Origin of the sequence: Paenibacillus sp. JCM 10914, assembly GCF_001315105.1 — a bacterium.
In the GTDB taxonomy this organism is placed as follows: domain Bacteria; phylum Bacillota; class Bacilli; order Paenibacillales; family Paenibacillaceae; genus Paenibacillus_AQ.
Genome location: NZ_BAZR01000006.1, coordinates 75,465 through 98,961 on the forward strand (window position 1 = coordinate 75,465; position 23,497 = coordinate 98,961).

Consider the following 23,497-nt stretch of genomic DNA (forward strand, 5'->3'; position numbering starts at 1 on the left):
CAATTCATAGTTTGAGCTTATGAGGTGAAAGGGGATCAATATGAAGGTAGTATTTAGTCGTTTGCTAGTCGCTGTTATGATATTCACATTAATTGGAGGCACAGCCGCAGAGGCTGCTGGAATTCAAAGCGAGCCGTCCTTGGCTGACAGCATGAAGCTCTGTCAAGAGTATCTGTATTTGCAGGAAACGGTGATTTTAACGATTGGGATGGAGCGGCATCAGAGGCCTCTTTTCGTATGCCTCAGGGAATCGCTGTTTTAAAGGATGGTTCTGTGCTTGTAGCGGATACCCGTAATCATCTCATCCGCCAAGTTAAGAATGGAGAGGTTTCTACTTATGCGGGCTTCATGCTTGATGCGGGGGATGATGGAGTTCCTGTTGGAGCTTCGCACGACGGTACGAAGGAAACGGCAGTGTTCAATGAACCTTCAGGTATGGACACGGATTTATACGGAAATATTTACATAACAGACACTAAGAATCATCAGATACGGAAAATTTCTAAAGACGGAATGGTAACAACGGTTGCCGGGGATGGTATTATCGGCGATGAAGATGGCACAGGCACAGGAGCGAGATTCTATCATCCTCAGGATGTGGCTGTTGCTGCGGATGGAACCCTGTATGTTGCGGATACGTTGAATCACTCGATCCGTCAAATATCGCCAGATGGTCAAGTAACAACGCTTAACGCTCCGTCAGATCGTGTGGTTGAGGTTGAAGCTGGCTACGTGGTTCCTGCAGGAGACTATGCGGACGGTGAATTGTCGGCATCCAAGTTTAATGAGCCTACTAGCATTGCAATTGACAATAAAGGCAATCTATTTATAAGCGATACGGGCAACCATGTTATTCGATATATTGATCTGGCAAAAGGTACGGTTGCAACTGCGGCGGGCTTGTCTCCGGGGGAGAAGCCTGTGTATACGAATGGCGATCTATATGCCGAAGGCGGTTATGCGGATGGAGCAAATTCGGAGGCACGCTTCCTGTTTCCTAGAGGGATCGCCGTAACGGAGGAGAATGGACTGGTTATTGCCGACAGCTTGAACCACACGATTCGTTATCTTGTTGACGGACATGTGAGTACAATTGCCGGTGTACCTGCGCAGTTTGGTCATGTAGATGGCATTAACGGTCACAACCTGCTCCATAATCCGACCGATGTAGCGGTTCTGCCAAATGGCGACTTGCTCATTGCGGACAGTTATAACAATAAAATCCGCGAGCTTGAATATTACCGGCTTCCAACCAATCTGCCCCGCAATGATCAGGTGAAGGTTGTGGTTGATCATTCGGTTATCAGCTTTGACGCGCAGCCCGAAACTGTGAAGGGACGCACGATGGTGCCTGTGAGAGCCTTAAGTGAAATGATGGGCTATAAGGTTCGATTTTTGGATAACCAGCGTACCATTGAATTGACGAAGGGTGAGGTAAGAGTCAGGCTGCAAATGGGGAGTCAAGTGATTTCGATCAAGAATGCCGCGGCTGGTGTGGAAGAACAGCGAGTGCTTGAGGTGGTGCCTTATGCGAAAAATGGCCGTTCCTATGTTCCGGTCGGTCTTTTAGGGGAGGCATTTGGAGCAGATGTACAGTGGGATTCGAGCACGAGGACAGTTATTTTGCGGGAAATTACGGAAGCCGTTGATAAAAAGCCTGTAGTAAATGGCAAGTCGCGCGTGATGGTACTCGAACAGATTAAAGGAACGGTCTGGGTCAATCAGGCGGGCGGTTCATTGACTTACCAGGCCTATAATGGCATGAATCTTCATCAAGGTGATCATATTCTCACTGAAAAGAATACGAGCGCGATATTAAGGACGGCCGATCGTGGGGATGAAATTACGATTAGCGAAAACTCGGAGCTGTACATTCCAAATTTAAGTGGAACATCCCGTATAAAGCACACGAGCTTTATGTTATGGAGCGGGCTGGCTTCGGCCAGTGTGTCCTCGCTGGTAAATGCCAGGGATTCCTTCAACATCCTGACGCCGACGGCGTGACCAATGTTCGCGGCACGAATTTTATAGTGAGCATTGATCCGGTTACGGGGCTGCCGACGCTGTTTGTGAACAGTGGCCTGGTTCAGGCAAGCGGCAACGGATCCAGTCAGAATCCAGCCTTCGTATATCCTGCTCAGCAACTGAACCTTTTACCAACTTCGCAAGAGCAATGTGCCTTATGTGGTTGATCCGTCCGATCTTGTTAATCAAGTCTCACCTGCTATCATCGAGGACCTACTAAGGGCTAAGCAGAAAATAGATCAGGAAAATGCGGAGATGCTGGAGAGAATGAGGAATGAAGCTTCCAGCTCTATCCCTAATGGAAATTCGGGGGGCTTGTCTCCAGACGATCTGGATCGATACCAGAATAATTTTGATAATATGCTTGCTAATATTTTGAAGCAGGCTCGTGATCAGAATCTAATAGGACCGGACCAATTGCAGGCACTTATCGATGAGGCCAATAAGCAAACCGATCAAAAGATCGATTTGAATAATGTCCCGCCGCTTCAATTATCGGAGGAGCAGAAGCAGCAGCAGGACAAACAGAAACAATTGGCGGAAGAACTAAAAAAGCGGCTAGAGGAGCAAAATAAGCAGCGTGAACTAGACGCACAAAAGCAATCCCTAACAGATAGGCTTAATGCTGAAAAAGAGCGGCGAGAGCAGGAGAACAACAAGAAACTAGAAGAAGCCCGTAAACAAGCGGAGGAAAAGTTTAAGCAACAACTTTCGGATGCCGATAAGGCAAAAATTTGAGGAGCAACAAAAAGCTTTGGAACAAAAAGGCAGCAGCAGGAACAAGCACAGCTGCCGCAGCTCCGACACCGCCGACGCCGACACTACCAACACCAACACCAACACCGACGCCGACACCACCGACCAATGCTGCTCCTGAAGTGGCTAAACCAATATCTGATCGAATGGTAAATTCAGATGAGCCTATTGAAATCGATATGAGCGAGGTATTCCATGATGCGGATGGTGATGCGTTAACATTCACAGCCCGTTCGAGTGATTCAGCTGTTGCAGGTGTAGCCGTGAATGGAGCACATCTACGCATTACGCCAACGGGTAGCGGTTCTTCAGAAATTCGTATTACGGCCAATGATGGAAAAGGCGGTCTAACGGAAACCTCTTTTCGTTTCGCGTTTTATCGTCAGATACAAAACATGAGGGCCGAAGTCATGTACGATTTCATTGAGCTCTATTGGGATGAGTATGGGGAAGAGGGAATTATATATCACGTTTATCTGAATGATGAGTTAATCGAATCCACCTCAACCCATCATGTTTCACTTACAGATCTTAAGCCGGATACGGTTTATAATTTGCGTGTAATTGCGGTTAATCATGATGAAGAGATTGAGGCGTTCGCCAACTATTCGGTAACGACACGTCCTATTGACTTTTAGTCTATGGAAGTGACCCTCTGAATGATGAAGAGGTTGCACCAAGCATGAAATTATCCAAGTGGATTCCAATGATTATGAAGAGGACATGCTGGCATCATGCCTAGCGGTTATTAAAGAGCACCCATCGGGTGCTCTTTTTTCGGGAGGAAATGGAGAGTATGTTGGCGGGAGCTCCGATCATTTGGTGTCACATGACATTATGACACTGGCGGATTTGACATCAAGAGCCGTAGAATACGTCTACTACTTGCAAAGGATGTGGGCTCTTTGATGGCCAGAACCGTCGTCAGCTATGTTCAAAACGGCTATTTCCTGCTGCTTACTTTCGTCACCGGATTGTTTTACTTCAGCTTTTATCTGGTCGCCCTTACAGTGGGCTTGAGCCTTTCGTTTACCGTCGCGGGCGTTCCTCTCCTGACTCATGTTTTGCGGACGACGACTGCCTTCCTGCAATTCGAACGAATACAGACCAAGATCTATACGGACATTACGACCGAGCCTTGCGTTAAATCCGTCAACCCCGATATGTGGAGCTGGCTTCAAGCGAAAAAGGAGCTGCTGAACCGACGCAACTGGATCGCTATGGGCTGGCTGCTGTTGAAATTTCCGGTAGGGATTTTAAGTCTGATCAGTGTGACCTTGCTCTACGCGGCGCCGCTTGTATTGATGGCGGTCCCGTTTCTCTACCCGTTTATTAACCTTTCCTTTATGGGTGTCACGGTAGATACGGTTGCCAAAGCCGTGATGGTGTCGGCCACAGGGGTCGTACTGATGATGGTGAGCTACAGACTTGCGGACCGCTTGGCGCGCTTGATAGGCGGCTACACGCGTCTGATGATCAAGCATGTGAACCGGTAGACGCCATGCCCGGCTTCGCCTCGAAGTCGTCGGAGGGTAGTTTACTCTATAGCCGTTTACTCTATACTAGTTACGTAATGTCATACTGAAGGTCTTTAGGAGTGATGGTTTTTGTTCGATATGGTCAAGCAATGGTACTGGTACGACTGGCTCATGTTCATAATCCGCCTGATATGCAGCATTTCTCTCGCGTTTACGACCATAGGGCTGCAACAATATTTCACGCTGCCGATTGTGGTCCTTGTGCTGTGGCAACTGATTGCTTTTTCCGTTCCATGGCTTTGCTTGCAGCTCGATTATAAATACTACCTGTTTACCGAAATCGTGATCTCGGGCGGGCTGTGCTTGTATCTGGCTTCATTTTTTCCGCAAGCCTACTTCGCATTCCTGCTGTATGCCTTTTTAATTGCTGCCCACAGCGCGCAAAGGGCCTATCTCTGGTCAGGGCCTGTATCCATATTGCTCGTGCCCGCCATAATCAAGCTACTTGCAGAGCAGAGTGAATACTGGGTCATGGCCGTTCACATCGGGATGGCGTATATCTTCGGATTCTCCTTCCATTTACTCGTGCTCAATCATCGTCAAGGCGAAACGATCCGCGAGCAAAATGCGGTGCTGGAGCAATACCTGTCCCAAATCGAGCGTATCACGCTTGCCGAAGAGCGGAACCGACTGTCCAAAGAGCTTCATGATACCGTCGGTCATGCCTACACTTCGCTTATTATGGGATTGGAAACGTTGCGTCCTGAACTGTCAACGGATACAGGAACGGAAAGGCTTGATTCCCTATTGAACCTGGCCCGCCAAAATATGGAGGAGGTCAGAGGTTACGTGCATCAAATCGAATCGCCGCATGAGGCGCTCCCGCTGCTTCCGTCTTTGAGGAAGCTGGCGGAGGAGTTCCAGGAGCATGCCAAGGTGACGGTTACTTTCCATGCCTACGGGGAGGAATACCCTGTAATGAAGCAAGCGAAGACAGCACTCTACCGCTGCCTGCAAGAGTCGTTGACGAATGCCGTGCGCCATGGACACTCGACAGAGATTAAGGTTTCCGTGCAATTCGAGCCCCAGCAGACGAGACTGGAAATTCAAGATAACGGCCGCGGGATGGAGCATGGAAGGGAGGGCTTTGGCCTCAGTGCCATGAAGGAGCGGGCGATGAATTTGCAAGGCCATGTGGCCGTCTATTCGGAGCCGGGAGAGGGCACTCTCGTTACTTGTACGCTGCCCAGACAAACGGAGCTTAAGGATGAAGTCATCCGCCTGTTGGTCGTCGATGACCAGCCCGTTATCCGTGAAAGCCTGCGGACTCTGCTAGAGGAGCAGCAGGATTTGCAGGTGGTCGGGACGGCAGAGGATGGCGAGCAAGCGATCGAGCTGTGCAGGCAGGTTCAGCCGCAGCTGGTGCTGATGGATGTGGAAATGCCGAATGTGGATGGAATCTCTGCATCCCGTACGATAAAAGAAATGTGGCCCCACATTCGTATTCTGATTCTCACCACGTTTGAGGATACCAAACAGGCTCTGGAGGCGATGCGAAGCGGGGTGGATGGATACTTGTTGAAGTCCATGCAGCCGTTAGAGCTGGCCGAAACGATACGTACCGTCTACCGCGGGGGCACGCTGATCGATCAAGGCATGTCGCAGAAATTGTTTGCCCAACTGGAAGCGGACAATAGCGGGGATGACCCTTCGCCAATCAAAGCGTCCTCGGCCTATGAGTTAACACCGCGGGAGCTTGAAATTTTACAGTACGTGTCCAAAGGGCTGCGATATAAAAGCATTGCTTCCAAACTGTATTTATCCGATGGTACGGTTCGAAACTATGCGTCATCGGCTTATATGAAGCTGGGGGTCCGCAACCGGGAGGAAGCGGTGCAAAAAGCCAGGGAGGCTGGGCTTCTGGAATAACCCCCAAGTTATGTATGGTGGCGGATGCCGACGTACGGAGTGATTCTACTTCGTATGATCGACACCCGCCATTTCAATTTTTAAAGGCAGGTTTTTACTTATTCAGAATTAGGGTTTCTGTTCATGATGGATGGGCAATGTGTAGTAATCAAATGCCAGATCCAATAAGGCACTTGCTTCCTGCCGCTTCAGCAGCTGTTTGGAACGGAAGTTGATAGAGCCGTCCGAATCGATCCCGGTATCCGGTCCATGATGCCTTGGGATACCAGGGTTGTGATGGCTTCAACTGCCCAGGCATCCGTTTCGCCACGCAATGTAACCTTGGCGCCAGGCTCAGCTTGTCTCAGATTTTGGATCATAACTGCCGCCATCTGTCTGGTGACAGGAGAATCAGGCTGATAATCAGGCAATCCGGACATCATCTGCTGCTTGTTTGGTTCAACCGTATACGGCATGGTATGCCAGCCATGGGCGCGGAGCAGCAACTCCGAGAACTCACCCTGAGTGATCGTTCCATCCGGATCGAAGCGGGTGGCCGACTTTCCGTCCATGACCTTCAAAGCATGAAGATGATGAATATAAGACGCATACTTGCTGTCCGATGGTACATCAGTGAATGGCGCAGCATATCTACTTTTTGTGCATAACCCACGTAGTGCGGAAGTTGCATGTAATAGAAATAGGTGATTTGGCCTGCCTCATTTTTTTGAAAGGCTACTTTGTTGCCGGATTCATCCTCAAAGAGTAAAGGGTGGATCATTTTCAGCGTACTCTTGCCCAGATCTCCTGTCTCCATAACCAATTTTTCGTCTGAATAGGAAACTTGAGTTCTTATGGATCCAAGACGCGTGTTTTGGTACAATCCTACGTAGTCCTTAGCCTGCTGCTCACTGATTGGCGAGTAGGATGGCTGTGGATCCTCTGCTTTTTTCGGATAATAATGATTCATAAATGCCTCATACACATCGAGACTCATCATGGAGTCGTTATTGTAGGACATGTAGAACGCTGTGTTTTCCTCCGGCAGAATAACAATCAAGGAAGAATGCCCGGTCACATTTCCCCCTTTGAGAACCACATGATGACCATTCATCTTCTCTTTGAAGTAGCCTTCGAATCCGATGGTTGTGACAGGGAACTCTTTGTCAGGGAACACCTGGTAGGTGTGCATTTGCTCGATGCTATTGGAACTTAAGATTTCTTTGCCTGCATACGTTCCTTTGTTCAGATGCATCATAAGGTACTTCACCATGTCATCTGCGGTTGATACCATGCCGCCGCTAGGCCGATCGGTTGGTTTGAATCCCTCTAAGGATATCAGCTCGCCTTCTGGCCCATAATGGGCAGCCATTCTGTCCAGCAATTCGGGGGTAAACCGCACATTCGTCGAGTTCATGCCTAACGGCTTGAAAATATGTTCCTCCATATACTGGGCGAATGACATGCCCGTTACTTCCCCTACCGCGTACCCCGCCAGTGTGAACCCATAATTATCGTAGGTGTACGCTTCCCCCGGAGGCCTGACAACCGTCGGCATATTCGATTCGAGAGACTCCTTCATCGGGAAGTATTGATCCACATATTCTGGTTTCGATTCCGAGAGGATATCCGGTTTGTCGAAGCCGCTGGTATACGTAAGCAGATCGTACATCGTCAGTTCTTTCCCTGTTGTATTCGGTATCTTCATCCCTCCCAGGTAGTCCTGGATATCGTGATGCAAATCAATCTTTCCTCTATCGACCAGCTGCATAGCTGCCAATGCCGTGAACTGCTTCGTCACAGAACCAATTTGGAAAACGGTGCTGCTGTCTACCGGAATTTTGTTTTCCTTGTCGGCATAACCGTAACCCTTGTTTAACAGCACTTTCCCATTGGATACGACTGCAAAATTAGAACCAACCGTATTAAACTTTTCCATCGCGTCCGCAAAAATGCCATCTGCAAAGTCCTCCAGTTCCTTGGCATCCCGCGGCCCCTCCAGGCTGGCCTCCTCAGATGCAACTGGCGTGGGAGCCTGCGGGGTATTAGGTGCTTTCCCTAGTCCGATATAAGCGGTAATGACCGTAACAGTTAATAGTAGAACAGTTAATAGCAGAACTACGCGATTCGTGCGAATCCATTTCTTCATAAATGATGTCTCCTTGCCTATTAGATTTGCCTCTTAACGATTGGCTGAGCCCAGTATGGCAAAGAAGTTGTCACACCAACAAGTTGCATTTTGTCATCCATGACATCCAGCCACTTTGAAAGCGTCATGTGACAATTCGGCACTAGGTTTATTGACAAGGGAGGCATTAAGATACCTGAAAAGGCGATGAATCCTTGCCCTAAGCCATTAGAACTGGAGTGTGAACATTATCGCTTTCTTACAAGATATCGTTATCCATTACGGTTATATTGCCATCTTCCTATGCCTCGCGCTTGGCATTATTGGTTTGCCTGTGCCTGATGAGGTTCTCATGACGATGGTTGGTTATCTTTCGTCAATGGGGCTGCTTTATTTCCCGGTATCCCTGGTGATCAGCGTCCTCGGGGCTATGAGTGGCATGCTGTGTAGTTACGCCCTTGGGCGGAAGTTCGGCAAGCCGTTGTTGTGGAAGTATGGAAGATGGGTCAGGCTCACGACCAAACGGATAGAGAAAACAGAGAGCTGGTTCGAGCGTTACGGCCCCTGGGCGATATGCATCGGCTACTATATACCAGGGTTCCGTCATCTGACTTGTTATCTGGCAGGAATGAGCGCCATGAACCCACGGAAATATATGCTCTACTCGGGTCTCGGAGCCCTGTGCTGGTGTGCGATTTTTATTTCAATTGGTTATTTTCTAGGGGGGACAATTGATTTTTCGGATGATGATGGTTCTATTTTTGGGTTGTTTTTCTCTTGAGACGGCTGGTACTTTTGAGAAGCATGGACTTCCTGCAAATGGCGAAAAGGCACCCCTAGCGGGTGCCTTTCGTTTTCAAATATTTACTGCACGAACCCTACAACGATAAATCTTTTATAAACCAGGCGTCTGTAGCATTATGCTCTGAACCACCTAGTGGTCTTTCAAGTTGTTGGAAACCTAATTTGATGTAAAGGAGATTTGCTGCTTGAAGTTTCTTCAATGTCTCTAAGTAACAGTGTGTATAGTGTTCCGTGGCGAAGTCGAGTGCTACTTTGATAAGATGTTTCGAAAGCCCCATACCTTGTGCTTCGGGTGCAATGTATAGCTTTTGCAACTCGCAAATGCCGGGTTCCTGACCAAATGGCGCAATCCCCACACCACCTACTACTTCATTTTGTTCATTCACTACAACCCAATACTTTGAATTTGATTGTTCCTTGTAATATTGTGCCAGACTGCTCAGTTGAGGGTCAAAATATGCTGTTCCCGGAATGTTTAGGTTAAAGGATTCCAATGAGCGTTTAATAATTTGCTCTATTCTTTGATTGTCCTTTTCTTCAATTTCGCGTATTTGCATCGTTCCATTCTCCAATATCTAAATATTTATTAATTAACTCTAATATCATTCGCCAGATCATTCAACCTATTCAAGAAGGAAGCAATGGAATGAGATCAAACTTCTCAGCCAAATACCGATGAAGACTGGCGGCTAATCGAGCAGAGGAGCCCGTCACACTCACCTTTAAGTCGGGGAATATCTCTTTCGTCTTGTCGCTGTTGCTGCGGGTCATATCTATTTGTATCGCCACAGCCAAAAGATAGGACAGCAGCGATTGATACGCTTCCAATGCTCTCATCGCTTTTCTTGCCGCCCCAAAGCTGAACTCTACATGGTCCTCCTGATTGGCCTTGGTAGGAATCGAATCGGCGCTGGCCGGTATTGATAACGAGTGGATGAGCCGGACTTTTGCAGAAGCCACTTCCCGGATTGCCTCGAGCTTTATATTTTCTGCGTGTTCTGCCCCTTCAAGCCGGTTCAAAAGCTCCATCGCATAGCTCGCCTTGTCCACAAGCAATATAGTAAGCAAGTCCATGACATATCCTATTTGCGTATTACTGCAGTTGCAGCCCATGACCGCTTCGTAGCCATCCTCTATCTCGAAGAGTAGCGGGTTGTCGCAAGTTACATTATTCTCAAAATTGACCGTATTCCAAATAAGAGTGAAAGCTTTGTCAACAGCGTAATCGACCTGCTCTTTCGAATCGATCGCAATATATCGACCGCTATCCCAAATGGTCGCGATCTTTTGTTCAATGTCCAGCAACTGCTGCATATTATGACAAGCGAATATTGCGATAGCTTGTGTCATCGTCGAGCCATTCATTTGCGCGAGTACCTCTTTACATTCCAAAGGGAATACCGTCTCCATTCCCAACGCTTCAAAGCAGGATTGAGCTTGCATCCGCTTACCCTCGTAGAATACCTCCGCTTCTTCCAGTCCTCCAACGACCATAGCGTTATGGGCCAGCGGCCCAAGGTCGCTTAACCCCGTAGAACCTAACTCTCGTATCGCCGGCGCGATCCCGCGGTTGAAAATATCAAGCATTCTTTCGATCAGCTTCGGTCTTACACCGGAATACCCTCGACTCAGTACATTGGCTCTAATGAGCAACGATGCTCTAGTAATGACGGGATTCAGATACTGCCCCACGCCTACAGCATGAGGATAAGGTATCGTTTTGTTCCATGCGAGATGCTCTTCAGGCGACAGTACCGTATCCTTCAGATTGCCGAGCCCGGTATTCACACCGTATACCACCGGAGCATCCGTCTCAAGCCAGCGGGCGATTTGCGCCCTGCTACCCTGGCATCTCGACTTCGCTTCATGCCCCAATTCTGCCGTTCCCATCTGCCCAAGCACCGCTTTAACAATCTGTTCAATCGTTAAATTATAGCCATCGATATAAAAGTCTGCTACCTTCATTGTCCGCCACCTCACCTTAAATTTCCAATTGTGATTTCCACAGCGTCCAGCACAACGCCATCTGCGACGGCATTCTCGGCAGCAACCATATCCGGCGATGCAAAGCGGTTTGTATGTACGGTGCGGACATAATCTCTGAAAACACGGAGCGCTTCTTTCGAACCTGCTCCAAACTCGAAATCAGGCAGCTTGGCCTTAACCAAATCCATTCCCTGTGCAGCCATGTATATTTCGATTCCCAAAATCTTGTTAAGCAACGAAATCGCTTGAATAGCTTTCAATACAGAATGGAAAGTGGCGCACACATATTTTTTCGTGATGGGATCAAACTTGGCAAAAGCGTTGCCTGGAACGGCGAGTAATTTCATTTCTCCCAGTATCCCGGCGGCAGAGGCTTGGATGACGGGGAACCCGTGATTAAAACCGGGGTTTACGCCAACCAGATTCATCGGGAGTCCATACGACATTTTACTGTCCAAAAGCCTGAAGCTTCTTCTTTCGCTGATATTGCCTAAATCAATCAGGCCGACGGTAAGCATATCCAATAAGTACCCTAGCAAGGGGTTTACTGGCCCGGAAATCGTATTGATCTCATGACTCAGCTGCTCTTTTAGCCACTTTACGGTATCTCTTACGCCCCCATGCGTCTGTGGCACTGCCCGGATACTGATGGCGTCTTGACAACGTGGCCCATTGTCGCCGCCGTATGCCTCCCGACCCCTTTCGGTCGTGAATTCACTATCCCCGATTATTCTTCTTATATTCTCCGCCACTTCGATTTGGCTCGCATACGGCCTGCCAAGCTCATGCAGCCGCCGGTCGAAAGCACCCGTTTCCCCGCGTATCGCTTCAAGCTGCATGGCCACGCAAATATCGGCTGTCTTCGTAAGCCTTGATGCTTCGGTGGCCACGTATATAGCCATAGCCGTAGAAACACAGCAATGACTCGTCATAAATGCCATATCTTCCTTAGACAATCGGAGCTTGTTCAGGCCGATCTCTTGAAACAAGGTTCCAATGGTTTTGAATTGCTCCTGATGACGACAGATCAGTTCTTCTTCCCCATATAGTATTAGCATAAGTTCGCTCATGGCCGACATCTCGGTCATGTTGGCTTGATTCAGGCAAGGCTCGATTCGATTGTTCACAAAAAAGAAAACTCTTTCCACGAATCCGTCGCTCAACCGGTCATCATGTTTGAGAGCATGATTCAAAAGGAGATAGAGGCTGAGCAGACCGATCTCGCTTGGCCATCGCTCACCCTCATATTGAACATAGTCTCTATAAGAATCTAATAAGCTCTCTTCCTGCTGTCCAAGCGGGTCTTGCTCTGATTCCAACTGTTCAACCGAACAATTTGCTGTTGGACAACTCGGCTTGACAATGCGCACCGGCATCCATACCCCTGCCGATATTGCTTCCATATGTTCCAAATCTAAACTGGATCCATCTAAAACGAACGGGTCATTCATAGGTATACTCCTAGTCATATTAGTCATTTAAATACTTTTACAACACGGCCCCTTTTATGGATGGAGTCGTACAGATGCTACAGAACACCATCCTGATTTTGGATGGTGTTCGGATGTATTTATTTGATTAGTCCTTCATCTTTCAGATATTGCTTGGCTACGTCTTGATATTCCTTTTTATTAATATCCACTTCGGCATTCAGCTCTTGCAGCGTTTTATCATCCAGTTTCGCTGTGATTGCATTAAGGATTGTGCCGATCTCCTTATTATCATCCAATACCGATTGACGAATGACCGGTGCTACATTGTATGGAGGCCATAATTGCTTGTCGTCTTTCAGCACGATCAAATCAGGGTTAAGTAATTCTCCGTCTGTTCCAAAAGCCACCGTAACTTGCGCTTCGTCATTCAGAACTACGCGATACTTAACACCATAGTCGAAAAGTTTCAAGCTTTTGAATTTGAAATCACCGTAAACCCGGTTAAGTCCAAGTAGTCCATCCTCGCGCTCCTCAAACTCAGGGACAGCAGCAAAGTCAATTTCGCCCGCTTTCTCCTGCAATTCAGAAATCGTAGTAATGCCGTATTTCTCCGAAGCTGAACGCGATATCGCCAGTGCTTGCGTGTTATTAGCTTGGGAAGGGTCCAGCCAAACCAAGTCGAACTCTTTCTTGTAGTAGTCGGATACGAGATCAAACACTTGCTTAGGGTCTGGGAGTGGCTCTTCATTCAAAATGTTAAGCAGCCCCGTGCCTGTATACTCCGGGTAAACGTCGATTTCGCCTTTTTTCAGTGCCTCATGGGCGATCAGCGTACCGCCTAGGTTAAGCTTGCGGTCAACTTTATGACCGGCATCTTCAAGTGCCAACGCAAACATTTCACCCAGCAGGAGTGATTCGGTAAAGTTCTTGGAACCGACCGCAATCTTTTGCTTGGATGAGCCGTCTCCGCAGCCTGCGAGAACACTCGTTAAGGCAATCATCAATGTGAGCAATAGTACACCCGTTATTTTCTTTTTCATCTTCCATCCTCCCCAAAGTTACATTTCCATTTCTAAAAGTGCGGTTATCAAACGTTTCTCTAGTAAGTTTCATTCTGCCTTTCATAAAGTTACAGCAGATTCACTCCTTTATTATCATTTAATGATAAACAGTTATTAAATTTAATAAAGGAATAATATCACCTTGCTTAATTCATGTCAATCCAATTTGTATACTTGGTTTTAAAGTTTAACATATTAAGAAATAGTCTCCAGCTGTACGGTGGTTCTTCTGGTGATATGGTGAACCTTATCATAAGTAGGGCGAAGAGCCGACCACATTGAACTGCACCCCCATTGTTAGACACACTCTAAAAATAACTCATTGAGCTGCCTGGAGGGCATCAAGTTCGTCACTTTCGTCCTGTACCGTAACACATGTTGGCGGCTTGTTTCACGGCATGTTAATATGTTACAATCCCATTACTTAGCAGGCTAATTAATTGCGAGGTGGCGATTTAAATGATTGAGGATGAGATTAGAGAATCACTGGATAAAATTGCGGCGCGAATGCGCAGAGATTACTCCAATGCGCTTAGAGAATTTAATCTGCACGTAGGTCAGGATAATCTACTGTGCCGTCTATGGAAGGGAGAAGGTGTCACACAATTGCAGCTTTGCGAACACTTGAAATGTGAGCCTTCAACGGTTACCAACATGCTGAACACTTTAGAGAGAAACAACTATGTGTACAGGCAGCGCGATCCAGCGGATGCCAGAGTAAGCAGGGTTTATTTAACCGCGCAGGGTAAAGAAATTCAAGAGCCTATACGGAGAATCTGGAGAAGCGAGCAAGACAAATTATTGCGTGGCTTTTCACTGGAGGACCGTTTGTTGCTCAGCAGGCTGTTGAGTCAGATCGAGGAGAATCTTTCGTGATTCCCCTTTTTTAACTTAATATTTAGCAGGCTAAATATATGGAGGAGGGAAATTATGCTAATGAAAAGTTCCAATACTATTAAATTGTCCATTTTGGATATCGGCACCATCATGAACGGGAAGACCGCCTCTGAAACCATGCAGGATTCTATATCACTTGCCAAGCTGGCGGATGACTTGGGATATACCCGATACTGGTTTGCCGAGCATCACAACACGCCCTTTCAAGTGAGTACGTCTCCAGAATTAATGAGCGTCCACGCAGCGGCGAATACGAAAAATATACGCGTAGGTTCAGGCGGCATTATGCTGCCGAATCATAGTCCTTTACGGGTCGCAGAGAACTTTTTGACGCTGGAAGCCATGTATCCGGGCCGGCTGGACCTTGGCATAGGAAGAGCTCCGGGAACCGACGGACTCACCGCTTATGCGCTAAGGCGTTCGCGGGAGGCTGTTACTTCGTATGACTTTCCTGAACAATTGAATGAAATGCTTGGCTTTTTCTCGAAGGACTTTCCTGCCGATCATCCTTACAGCCGCATCATACCGTTCCCAGGCATCACGAGTATACCGGATATCTATATGCTCGGGTCTAGTAACGGAGGTGTGCAATTCGCAATGGAGAAGGGGCTCGGTTTTGTGTTCGCTTCCCATTTGGCGCCGCATCTGGCTGTTCCTATGCTTCGAGCCTATAAAGAAAATTTCAAGCCTTCGCGGCATTCTTCTGAGCCCAAAAGCATTTTTTCCACGATATTGATAACGGCCGAGACAGATGAAGAGGCGCAATACTTGGCAGGTCCCGTTGAGTTATTCTGGGCAAGGTTGAATACCGGCAACCTGGGCTCGACCTTCCCCACGCTGGAAGAAGCGAGCCAGCATCATTACACGCCTGCCGAAGCGGCGGCTAGAGCCCAAAATAAAGACAAGTTTATCATCGGAGGCATAAACAGCGTGAAGCAGCGGTTGGAAACATTGGCAGAACAAGCAATGGTAGATGAATTCATGCTGCTGGAATACTATACGGATCAGGCGGCCCGTCATAAGGCCTATCAATTGTTGGCTTCTGAATTTCTGCATTAATGAAGAGATAAATTAGGAAAAAGGAGAGCTTATGAATAATAGACAAATGCAACTGGTTATGCAAATGGGCGCTGGATATGGTCTGGATCAAGGAGCGTGGAGAATGCCGGGAGCTGACCCGGCAGCGCTGACTGATATGGATCTGTATGTTGAATTTGCTAGAATAGCCGAACGAGGAAAAATCCAGATGGTCTTTATTGCAGATGCCCCCGTTCTCAACGCGGATATAAGCTTTCAGCCGCCGACTTATCCGTTGGAACCTCTGTTGGCACTGACTGCCATAGCACGTGCTACGGAACGGATTGGGCTTGTGGCTACCGTATCCACAACATTTAACCATCCTTATAATGTCGCACGTCAATTAAAAGCGCTGGATATATTGAGCCATGGCCGGGCAGGCTGGAATGCCGTAACAACCTCCACTGCCCTGGCGGCATTGAACTTTGGAGAAGAGGTGCCGGACCGCCGGGAAAGGTATGAGCGCGCTCACGAGTTTATTCAGCTTGTGGAAGCACTATGGGGAAGCTGGGGAGAAGATGCGCTCGTTTTAGATCAGACAACCGGCATCTTTGCCAATATGGATAAGATCAAGCCAATCCACCTTAGCGGGAAGTATTTGTCATCGCGGGGCCCACTGCCGATCCCTCCGTCTGAACAAGGGCAGCCCGTTATTTTTCAGGCCGGCGGCGGCAACGAGGGCCTGGATCTTGCAGGAAAATATGCATCAGGCGTATACGCTAATCCTTACGATATTCCTGGCGCTAAAGCCTATAGGCAAATGGTGCGAAGCAGAGCGCAGCGGTTTGGGCGCAATCCTGACGATATTAAGATCCTTCCCGGCTTGATTCCGTCGATCGCATCAACGGAGCGGGAAGCATTGAACCGCCGTAAGCAGCTGGATCAATATCTCGCCGATTTGGAAGGAAGAGTATCTTATTTAGGCGCTATGATCGGCATTCCACTATCCTACAGAGACATCGACCAGCCCATACCCGGAGAACTGCTGCGCCATGCTCATATGACACAGGACCCCCGTTCGGAAAGGGTGCTGCAACTTGCATTAAAAGGTCTGACTGTCCGCGATATATTGGCGCATGGCGTAATCAATTATCATCCCGTTATTACCGGCACGCCGGAACAGGTTGCGGATTTTATGGAGGAATGGTTTTTGGCTGAAGCTTGCGATGGCTTTGCCATTCAACCGGACATTAGCTTTGACGGTGTAGCCGTATTCGTGGATGAAGTGGTGCCCATTCTGCAGAAGCGGGGGTTGTTCCATCAAGAATACGAAGGAGCGACATTACGCGAGCACATGGGTGTCCCGTACAAATATGGACGTTGAATATGCGTGAACTCGAGATGCTGTACGCACGTTTATCACTAACGGGAAATGTAAGTTTAATCAAAGATGGGCCATCCTTTGCAGGATGGCCCTAAAACTTGCCGTTACAGACATTGGTGATTATATTAGGCCATGAATTCATGGTCTAATGTATTTCCTTCATCGATTTTTCTATTCATCGGCTTCATGTTCAGACAGCTTTAATAATCGTTAGTGCTAACAATATTTCTCAAGAGTTGCAACAAGAGAAGATGGAAGATCTATTTCTTCCTTAACAAAGCTACCTCCGGGGACGTGAATACCTTTGGAGGACAACCGTTCGATCTGATCCGCTATACGAGCCGAAAAATCTGGAGCAAGCAGTTCGGGGTTTATGGCAACAATGAACAAGCCTACACCAGGCGAGTGGCTCCCTTCCTCAAAGGATGGAGCATCAAGTGACCAGTTCGCGCCTGTCGTACCTGCGGCGAGTATTTCAACCATGAGTGCGATATTGGCACCACGCGCACCCCCAAAAGCAAGTAAAGCCCCCTTGATCGCTTCACGCGAATCCATAGTACTTTGTCCATTCTCATCGATGGCCCAGCCTTCAGGGATCATCTCACCGCGCTCTGCCGCTTGTCGTATGTTGACAAACGCTGTGGCACTGGACGCCTGATCGATAACCAAGGGAGCCCTATTGTCGACAGGCGCAGCGAATGAGAGAGGATTGGTACCATAAACAGCCTCGCTGCTATGTCCCGCAGCCATTAAGGCAGATCCATTGGTTGCAGCCAACGCTACCAATCCTTTATGGGCGAGCCGCCTTACATAGTAGCCCAACTCTCCAGCCGTATAACTGTTCTTTAACGCAAATACGGTTACACCATAAGTGCTTGCCCGTGTTTGCAATTCCTCGAATGCACGATCAAAACCAAGTTGGGCGATCCCACCCTTGGCATCGACCTGAATGAGAGCTGGGGCTGGAAAGAAGAGCACAGGCTCTTCTGTGCTAGCAATGCGACCATCCAAAAATCCGTCCAGATAGTCAGGAAGATGAGCAAATCCAACCGAATTCCGACCGGAACATTCCGCAGCGACAGTTGCCTCAGCGAGAGAGATTGCTACTGCTTTGCTCGCACCAGAAGCAACACACACGCGAATAGCGAACTCTCTTGCGCTCTTAAGATCGTATCGCATGGGTCACTCTACTATCATGTTGTTCAGTGGTGGGGAATAAAGCAGCTACCGAGTTATTAAGTGCTTTCTTGTTTCCTCTCAGCAATTCATCACACTCCCGACTGAAATTTCTTTTTTCCATATGAATACAAGTTTTTCATAATTATATCATGGAAATATGTTAGCCCAGACAAGCATGTGGTCAAAGTTACAGTAGAAACTGACAAAAAAGTATCCTAACTTTATAATTGTTATATATATCCTATAGCGGCATTGACCAGGAGGACGGCATGCAATTTCAACCAATGTATGAGGATGGGGAATTATTTCTACCGAAGATCGAATTCAATATGACATCGAACCAACCGATTGGCATTATAACGGACTTGAAGCGAAAGCAGCTTTTAATGAACCAATTAGTTGATCATTCTCGATATTATTTATTTCGAGCTGGGCAAAACGAGTATATACATTTAACGGTGGAAGAGCTGATCACTTTTCTAATCCAAGTAACGGAGAGGAATGAGCGTACCGCTTTGTTACTGGATTATTTTTCTTTAAAAGAAGAACGGAAGGTAAAAATCAAGAATCTAAGCCCATCGAAAAGGATGTATGTGACATTGCTGCGTGTCTTTTTTGCGCATCAGCCTACACTTGTACTCGAGGAACCCTATTTTTACTTAGAAGAGCAAGATCGGCGTCAATTTAAACGGATTCTAGATGACCTTTCGAAAGAAAAGCAGATTTTAATTTTAACGTCGAATTTAGAGGATGCCATGATTTCCTGTGATGCCATTTATCGATTGAACGAGCTCGGATTTCATCCATTGGATATTCAGGACTCAGAAGAGGATAAGCAGGAAGTGCAGGAACAAGATGAGGCCAATATAACCTTACAGAAGATATCTACCAAAAGAAAGGACAAAGTGATTTTATTTAATCCGCCTGAAATCGACTTTATAGAAAGTATAGATGGTTCGATTCTTGTTCATGTGGATGGAGAAAATTATAACTGTGCTTTGACGCTAACCGAGCTCGAGCAGAGATTGTTAAATTTCGGTTTTTTTAGGTGCCATCGATCTTATATCGTTAATCTGCAAAAAGTAAGAGAGATTATTACATGGACGAAGAATAGCTACAGCTTGCGCTTACATACAGGTAAAGATGCCGTGGTTCCGTTATCCCGTTCAAAATTGCATGAATTAAAAGCACTTCTTAACATTTAAAATGTTTGCGAAGCAAACATAACTTCGTAAGCATATGCCATTTCAGGGGTAATGTCGAACCAATCAAGCATTTAATGGTACCATTCAGGCGATAATCGCTACATTTCGGCGGGTTTTGATGGCTGGAAGCATGCAATCTTTATATATTTAAGCCATCAACGCTAAGGAAGTGGTATTAATGGATGTTATCCAAGTCGAACATATTCGCAAGAGATTTGGAAATAAAGATGCATTAGCAGATGTGTCATTTTCAATTCCGAAAGGAGAAATTTTTGGTTTCTTAGGTCCGAGCGGTTCAGGAAAAACGACATTAATAAAGCTTTTAACTGCCCAATTAAATCCGACAAGCGGACAGGCAAGTGTATTTAACCAGCCGGCAGAGATGATGCATCAGTCTGCACAGAAGATGCGCTTTGGCATTTTGACGGATAACAGCGGCCTATATGAGAGATTAACGATAGAGGAAAATTTGAAGCTGTATCGTAAGTTATATGATCTTCCCAGATCTTCGATCGATAAGGTGCTGCAGTTTGTAAACTTAAGCGGAGAGCGCAAGAAGAAAGTCAATCGCTTATCGAAAGGGATGCGTCAGCGTGTTCTGCTCGCATGCGCGATGATCCATGAGCCGGAATTATTATTTTTGGATGAGCCTACCTCGGCTTTAGATCCAGTAAACTCAGCACATATTTATAAAGGGTTACGCTACTTAAATGAGAAAGGGACGACGATTTTTTTAACTACGCATGATATGGCTGAAGCAGAATTGATGTGTAACCGTATAGCGATTTTGTACCAAGGGCAAGTTCAAACCATCGGCTCACCAAAGGAGCTTAAAAGACAGCATCGTGAAAACGTAGTTTGTGTGGACTTAATTAATGGGGAAGCCCACGAGCTTCCGATCGATGAGGTAACGGCTGATCAAATCGCCGATTGGATGAAACGAGGGTTGATTGATCGATTAGAGACGAAAGAGCCAAGTCTAGGTGATATTTTCATTAAAATGACAGGAAGTGAGTTACTATGAGTATCTCATTAAAACGTGCCGGGGCGATATTTGTGAAGGATTACAAAGAGTTTTCACGCAATTACGCAATCTCCATTAGTTTGATTTTCCCAATTATATTAGCACTTCTTTTTCGGGGTGCAGGCCCGTCTTTGGGTATAGGCCCATCTGCGAATGGCGCTTTCGCTTTCGGGCTTGTTCTTAATACTTCATTTGTGTTACTAACGTGTTTAGTACAAGTAAGCTTGTTTGCGGAAGAAAAGGAGCGTAACACTTTACGGACATTAATGATGACTCCGGCCACGACTATGGATGTTTTAGTCGGTAAAAGCACTTTAGTCTTTGTAATGTCTGCGGTTGTTCTGGCTATTGCGACGTATATAATGGGCTACGAGCCAGCTAGTACATGGGCGTTTGCGGCAGCAATCATTCTTTCGATTATTATATACATAGCAGCCGGGACGATATGCGGTTTGTTCTCCAAGACGTTGCTTGAAGCATCGTTATCTATACTTCCTGTGGCGTTCGTATTCACTGCGGCACCATGGGGAGCGTTTCTAGTGAAGGATTATCCCATTTTAAAAGTTATGGAGTATGCGCCAAGCAGTCAACTTGTACATTTGCTAGGTGTACCCACTATAGGCTTTACGATGGGGGATTTATTAAAACCTCTCCTCATTATTTTGGTATGGACGATTGTATTTACGATTGTATCTGTTGCTTTGTATCAACGACGGTTAAAAGATGAGTAATAAAATCGCGTATTTCTACCGAGGAGGGATCAAATTCCGATGAATCTAGCTGTTAAGTTGATGCGAGAATTCAAAGACCGCGACAACCAGCATAAGCTGAAAGGCTATCGGGACAAAGTGGAACTCATCCGGAAACGGAATTTGGAAGCATGGGACGACCAGCGGCTGCAAGCGGAATCTCTCCGGCTGAGGGAGGAAGCAAAAGCGGGTACGCCTTTGGATGAACTGCTTGTCGATGCTTATGCGTTAGTCTGCGAGGCAGCAAAGAGAAAGCTCGGATTACAGCCTTACGATGTCCAGATCATGGCTGCCATCGGTTTGCACGAGAGATCTTTGATTGAGCAGCATACCGGTGAAGGAAAAACACTCTCTGCTGTAATGCCTGCTTATCTCAATGGGCTGACCGGCGAAGGCGTTCATGTGCTGACTTTTAACGATTATTTGGCTAATCGAGATGCCGAGTGGATGGGCCCGATCTATCGTTTCCTCGGGCTAACGGTAAACTCGGTTCAAGCGGGGATGAGCCTGTTAGAGAAACGGGAAGCGTACGCCGCGGATATAACCTATGTTACGGTCAAAGAGGCAGGGTTTGATTATTTGCGCGACACGATCGCTCTAGATGAAGCCGATACGGTCCATCGTCCTTTCCACTTCGTCATCGTCGACGAAGCGGATTCGCTGCTTCTCGACGAAGCGCGGGTGCCGCTAGTCATCGCCGGCGAATCGGGCCCTTTCGGTAACGACGAAGACAACAATGGGAATAATGGCATTCGTTTCGCAGAAATGGTTCGACAGCTACAACAAGTAGAGCATTACGACTTCGACGAGTTCCAGCGGAACGTTTACTTAAATGAAGCAGGTGCTGCGAAAGTGGAATCGCTGCTGGGATGCGGTAATTTGTACGAAAGCCATAATGGTCATTTGCTAATGTCGTTAAATTGCGCGCTGCATGCGGAATTGTTATTGAAAAAAGACGTCGATTACATTGTCCGAGACGGTAATATCGAGTTGATCGACGAATATACCGGCCGTGTGGCGGAGAACAGGCATTTGCCTGACGGGCTGCAAGCTGCGCTTGCGGCTAAAGAAGGGCTACAGTCTTTAGCTGGCGGGAAAATCTTGGGGACGATTACCCTGCAACACTTCATTAGCCTGTATCCGAAGATTTGCGGAATGACGGCTACCGCTCAGGCTTCCGCAATGGATTTCGAACATATTTATGTGCTGCAGGTTGTGCAAATTCCACCGAACCGGCCAAACATACGGATTGACCATCCGCACCGGATTTACACCCATAAAGAAGCCAAGCTCAAGGCACTTGTAGAAGAAATCTCATCTGTCCATGCGACCGGACGTCCGATTCTCATTGGTACGTCAAGCGTCGGTGAGTCTAACATGCTGGCGGAGGCGCTAGCGGTTGCCGAAGTACCTTGCCATGTTCTAAATGCGAAAAACGATGCGGAAGAAGCCGACATCATCGCCAAAGCGGGAGAAATCGGCGCTGTGACGGTGTCTACGAATATGGCGGGACGCGGCGTCGACATTCGGCTCGGCAGCGGCAATCCTATGCAAGCAGAAGTTGTCGCCAAGCTGGGCGGATTGTACGTAATCGGTACGCATGTGAACGAAAGCGTGCGGATCGACGACCAACTACGCGGGCGTTCGGGTCGCCAAGGCGACCCGGGATCTTCTGTATTTTTTGTAAGCTTGGAGGACGAGTTGATGCTTCGGTTTGGCATCCATAAAGCGATTCGCAATTTACGGCAGGATGAGGCTCTCGAAGATTCGGTGTTCCGGGGCAAAATCGAGCAAATTCAGCGCATTATGATGGGCCAAAACTTCGATATCCGCCAGGAACTGAACGGTTATTCGGATATGGTGGAGGATCAGAGGCGAATTCTATACGAAGAGCGGCTGGGAATTTTGAAAGGCGAGAAGCTGTTGAGCCCTGCAGAGCAGCGGGTACGGCTTTATTATATCGACCAGTTCTGGGCTGACCATCTGGCATACGTCTCTTATCTTCGCGAAGGCATCCACTTGGAGAGCCTAGCTAGCCGCAATCCGATCGACGAATTCCATGTGCAAATCACCCAAGCTTACGAGCAGATTTCCGCTAAAATAAATAGGGAGTCGGCGAATATGCTGCTAAGGCTCGAAGGTTCAAATGATCCGGCGATGTGGGAAAAGTTCGGTCTGAAGAGCCCTACTTCCACTCGGACTTATATAATCAACGATCAATACATCCAGAATAAGCGCAGCTCATGGACCGTGTTGACCGTATTGGCTTATTACCTTCGCAAGTTTCTGAGTCCGGTATTCGGGTGGGAAAATTTTGATCGGGACGAATGTTAAAATGAAATTGATAGCGAGGCGTCAAGCAACTGATGAGTTTTTTGGATTCCTCGAGGACTGGTATTATTTATTGAAGGTATAGAGCGCATCCATATTTGGTGCGCTCTTATTTTATCAAGCTTGGCAGAA

At 47.3% G+C, this 23,497-nt stretch carries 19 protein-coding genes and 1 pseudogene; 14 read left to right on the forward strand and 6 right to left on the reverse strand.

Translation table 11 applies throughout. The features are described from left to right. Positions 1-40: 40 nt before the first annotated feature. The 6 genes from JCM10914_RS10045 to JCM10914_RS10080 all read left to right on the forward strand — a co-directional run bounded on the left by JCM10914_RS10045 (position 41) and on the right by JCM10914_RS10080 (position 6,188). Entirely contained in the window at positions 41-262 is a 222-nt protein-coding gene (locus JCM10914_RS10045) for a hypothetical protein (protein ID WP_023960286.1), read from the forward strand. 11 nt (positions 263-273) lie between these two features. Next, positions 274-2,004: a stalk domain-containing protein gene (locus JCM10914_RS10050; RefSeq protein ID WP_023960288.1), complete on the forward strand. Its 1,731-nt coding sequence runs from the start codon at positions 274-276 to the stop codon at positions 2,002-2,004. Between the two features lie 180 nt (positions 2,005-2,184). Continuing rightward, entirely contained in the window at positions 2,185-2,763 is a 579-nt protein-coding gene (locus JCM10914_RS10060; protein ID WP_036717604.1) for a hypothetical protein, read from the forward strand. Continuing rightward, positions 2,760-3,419: a fibronectin type III domain-containing protein gene (locus JCM10914_RS10065; RefSeq protein WP_036717606.1), complete on the forward strand. Its 660-nt coding sequence runs from the start codon at positions 2,760-2,762 to the stop codon at positions 3,417-3,419. The genes JCM10914_RS10060 and JCM10914_RS10065 overlap by 4 nt, the downstream gene beginning before the upstream one ends. 270 nt (positions 3,420-3,689) lie before the next feature. Then, entirely contained in the window at positions 3,690-4,277 is a 588-nt protein-coding gene (locus JCM10914_RS10075) for a sensor domain-containing protein (protein ID WP_023960300.1), read from the forward strand. 111 nt (positions 4,278-4,388) lie between these two features. After that, complete coding sequence (locus tag JCM10914_RS10080; RefSeq protein ID WP_023960302.1) at positions 4,389-6,188, forward strand: hybrid sensor histidine kinase/response regulator transcription factor; 1,800 nt, start codon at positions 4,389-4,391, stop codon at positions 6,186-6,188. Between the two features lie 108 nt (positions 6,189-6,296). On the opposite strand, the pseudogene JCM10914_RS10085 reads toward JCM10914_RS10080, so the two are convergent. After that, positions 6,297-8,316, reverse strand: a pseudogene (locus JCM10914_RS10085) (serine hydrolase). A gap of 229 nt (positions 8,317-8,545) precedes the next feature. On the opposite strand from JCM10914_RS10085, the gene JCM10914_RS10090 reads away from it, so the two are divergent. Continuing rightward, positions 8,546-9,076 carry a DedA family protein gene (locus tag JCM10914_RS10090; protein WP_052019718.1) on the forward strand — a complete coding sequence of 177 codons (531 nt, stop codon included), beginning with the start codon at positions 8,546-8,548 and terminating at the stop codon, positions 9,074-9,076. A 97-nt stretch (positions 9,077-9,173) separates the two neighbouring features. Here the strand turns inward: JCM10914_RS10090 and JCM10914_RS10095 are convergent, their stop codons facing one another. From JCM10914_RS10095 to JCM10914_RS10110, 4 genes are all read right to left on the reverse strand, one after another. Then, complete coding sequence (locus tag JCM10914_RS10095) at positions 9,174-9,656, reverse strand: GNAT family N-acetyltransferase (protein WP_036717610.1); 483 nt, start codon at positions 9,654-9,656, stop codon at positions 9,174-9,176. A gap of 70 nt (positions 9,657-9,726) precedes the next feature. Then, on the reverse strand, positions 9,727-11,064 hold the full coding sequence (locus JCM10914_RS10100) for an aromatic amino acid ammonia-lyase (RefSeq protein ID WP_023960310.1): 1,338 nt from the start codon (positions 11,062-11,064) through the stop codon (positions 9,727-9,729). Positions 11,065-11,075: 11 nt separating this feature from the next. Continuing rightward, entirely contained in the window at positions 11,076-12,536 is a 1,461-nt protein-coding gene (locus tag JCM10914_RS10105) for an aromatic amino acid lyase (protein ID WP_023960312.1), read from the reverse strand. A gap of 119 nt (positions 12,537-12,655) precedes the next feature. Continuing rightward, positions 12,656-13,558, reverse strand: coding sequence for a glycine betaine ABC transporter substrate-binding protein (locus JCM10914_RS10110; RefSeq protein ID WP_023960314.1), 903 nt, complete (start codon positions 13,556-13,558; stop codon positions 12,656-12,658). A gap of 480 nt (positions 13,559-14,038) precedes the next feature. Between JCM10914_RS10110 and JCM10914_RS10115 the strand changes: the two genes are divergently transcribed. From JCM10914_RS10115 to JCM10914_RS10125, 3 genes are read left to right on the forward strand one after another with little or no spacing between them, the layout of a single operon-like run. Then, positions 14,039-14,455 carry a MarR family winged helix-turn-helix transcriptional regulator gene (locus tag JCM10914_RS10115; RefSeq protein WP_023960316.1) on the forward strand — a complete coding sequence of 139 codons (417 nt, stop codon included), beginning with the start codon at positions 14,039-14,041 and terminating at the stop codon, positions 14,453-14,455. 60 nt (positions 14,456-14,515) lie between these two features. Next, on the forward strand, positions 14,516-15,535 hold the full coding sequence (locus JCM10914_RS10120; protein WP_036717657.1) for an LLM class flavin-dependent oxidoreductase: 1,020 nt from the start codon (positions 14,516-14,518) through the stop codon (positions 15,533-15,535). Between the two features lie 31 nt (positions 15,536-15,566). Then, on the forward strand, positions 15,567-16,877 hold the full coding sequence (locus tag JCM10914_RS10125) for an NtaA/DmoA family FMN-dependent monooxygenase (RefSeq protein WP_023960320.1): 1,311 nt from the start codon (positions 15,567-15,569) through the stop codon (positions 16,875-16,877). Positions 16,878-17,093: 216 nt separating this feature from the next. Here the strand turns inward: JCM10914_RS10125 and JCM10914_RS10130 are convergent, their stop codons facing one another. Beyond that, positions 17,094-18,056, reverse strand: coding sequence for an Ldh family oxidoreductase (locus JCM10914_RS10130; RefSeq protein WP_023960323.1), 963 nt, complete (start codon positions 18,054-18,056; stop codon positions 17,094-17,096). A 269-nt stretch (positions 18,057-18,325) separates the two neighbouring features. On the opposite strand from JCM10914_RS10130, the gene JCM10914_RS10135 reads away from it, so the two are divergent. The 4 genes from JCM10914_RS10135 to secA2 all read left to right on the forward strand — a co-directional run bounded on the left by JCM10914_RS10135 (position 18,326) and on the right by secA2 (position 23,368). Continuing rightward, positions 18,326-19,261 (forward strand): LytTR family transcriptional regulator DNA-binding domain-containing protein, encoded by a 936-nt coding sequence (locus tag JCM10914_RS10135; RefSeq protein ID WP_023960325.1) that lies wholly within the window; start codon positions 18,326-18,328, stop codon positions 19,259-19,261. 178 nt (positions 19,262-19,439) lie between these two features. After that, positions 19,440-20,285 carry an ABC transporter ATP-binding protein gene (locus JCM10914_RS10140; RefSeq protein WP_023960327.1) on the forward strand — a complete coding sequence of 282 codons (846 nt, stop codon included), beginning with the start codon at positions 19,440-19,442 and terminating at the stop codon, positions 20,283-20,285. After that, entirely contained in the window at positions 20,282-21,016 is a 735-nt protein-coding gene (locus tag JCM10914_RS10145; RefSeq protein WP_023960329.1) for an ABC transporter permease, read from the forward strand. The genes JCM10914_RS10140 and JCM10914_RS10145 overlap by 4 nt, the downstream gene beginning before the upstream one ends. Before the next feature lie 39 nt (positions 21,017-21,055). Further along, the gene (secA2, locus tag JCM10914_RS10150) at positions 21,056-23,368 is read left to right on the forward strand and encodes an accessory Sec system translocase SecA2 (RefSeq protein ID WP_023960331.1); all 2,313 of its coding nucleotides are present in this window, start codon (positions 21,056-21,058) and stop codon (positions 23,366-23,368) included. The last annotated feature ends 129 nt before the right edge of the window (positions 23,369-23,497 follow it).

Bases quoted from the DNA above. Each gene is read 5' to 3' on its own strand.
- JCM10914_RS10130 (WP_023960323.1), bottom strand. From the start codon at position 18,056: ATGCGATACGATCTTAAGAGCGCAAGAGAGTTCGCTATTCGCGTGTGT.
- JCM10914_RS10110 (WP_023960314.1), bottom strand. From the start codon at position 13,558: ATGAAAAAGAAAATAACGGGTGTACTATTGCTCACATTGATGATTGCC.
- JCM10914_RS10075 (WP_023960300.1), top strand. From the start codon at position 3,690: ATGGCCAGAACCGTCGTCAGCTATGTTCAAAACGGCTATTTCCTGCTG.
- JCM10914_RS10135 (WP_023960325.1), top strand. From the start codon at position 18,326: ATGCAATTTCAACCAATGTATGAGGATGGGGAATTATTTCTACCGAAG.
- secA2 (WP_023960331.1), top strand. From the start codon at position 21,056: ATGAATCTAGCTGTTAAGTTGATGCGAGAATTCAAAGACCGCGACAAC.
- JCM10914_RS10140 (WP_023960327.1), top strand. From the start codon at position 19,440: ATGGATGTTATCCAAGTCGAACATATTCGCAAGAGATTTGGAAATAAA.
- JCM10914_RS10120 (WP_036717657.1), top strand. From the start codon at position 14,516: ATGAAAAGTTCCAATACTATTAAATTGTCCATTTTGGATATCGGCACC.
- JCM10914_RS10095 (WP_036717610.1), bottom strand. From the start codon at position 9,656: ATGCAAATACGCGAAATTGAAGAAAAGGACAATCAAAGAATAGAGCAA.
- JCM10914_RS10100 (WP_023960310.1), bottom strand. From the start codon at position 11,064: ATGAAGGTAGCAGACTTTTATATCGATGGCTATAATTTAACGATTGAA.
- JCM10914_RS10145 (WP_023960329.1), top strand. From the start codon at position 20,282: ATGAGTATCTCATTAAAACGTGCCGGGGCGATATTTGTGAAGGATTAC.
- JCM10914_RS10045 (WP_023960286.1), top strand. From the start codon at position 41: ATGAAGGTAGTATTTAGTCGTTTGCTAGTCGCTGTTATGATATTCACA.
- JCM10914_RS10105 (WP_023960312.1), bottom strand. From the start codon at position 12,536: ATGAATGACCCGTTCGTTTTAGATGGATCCAGTTTAGATTTGGAACAT.
- JCM10914_RS10125 (WP_023960320.1), top strand. From the start codon at position 15,567: ATGAATAATAGACAAATGCAACTGGTTATGCAAATGGGCGCTGGATAT.
- JCM10914_RS10115 (WP_023960316.1), top strand. From the start codon at position 14,039: ATGATTGAGGATGAGATTAGAGAATCACTGGATAAAATTGCGGCGCGA.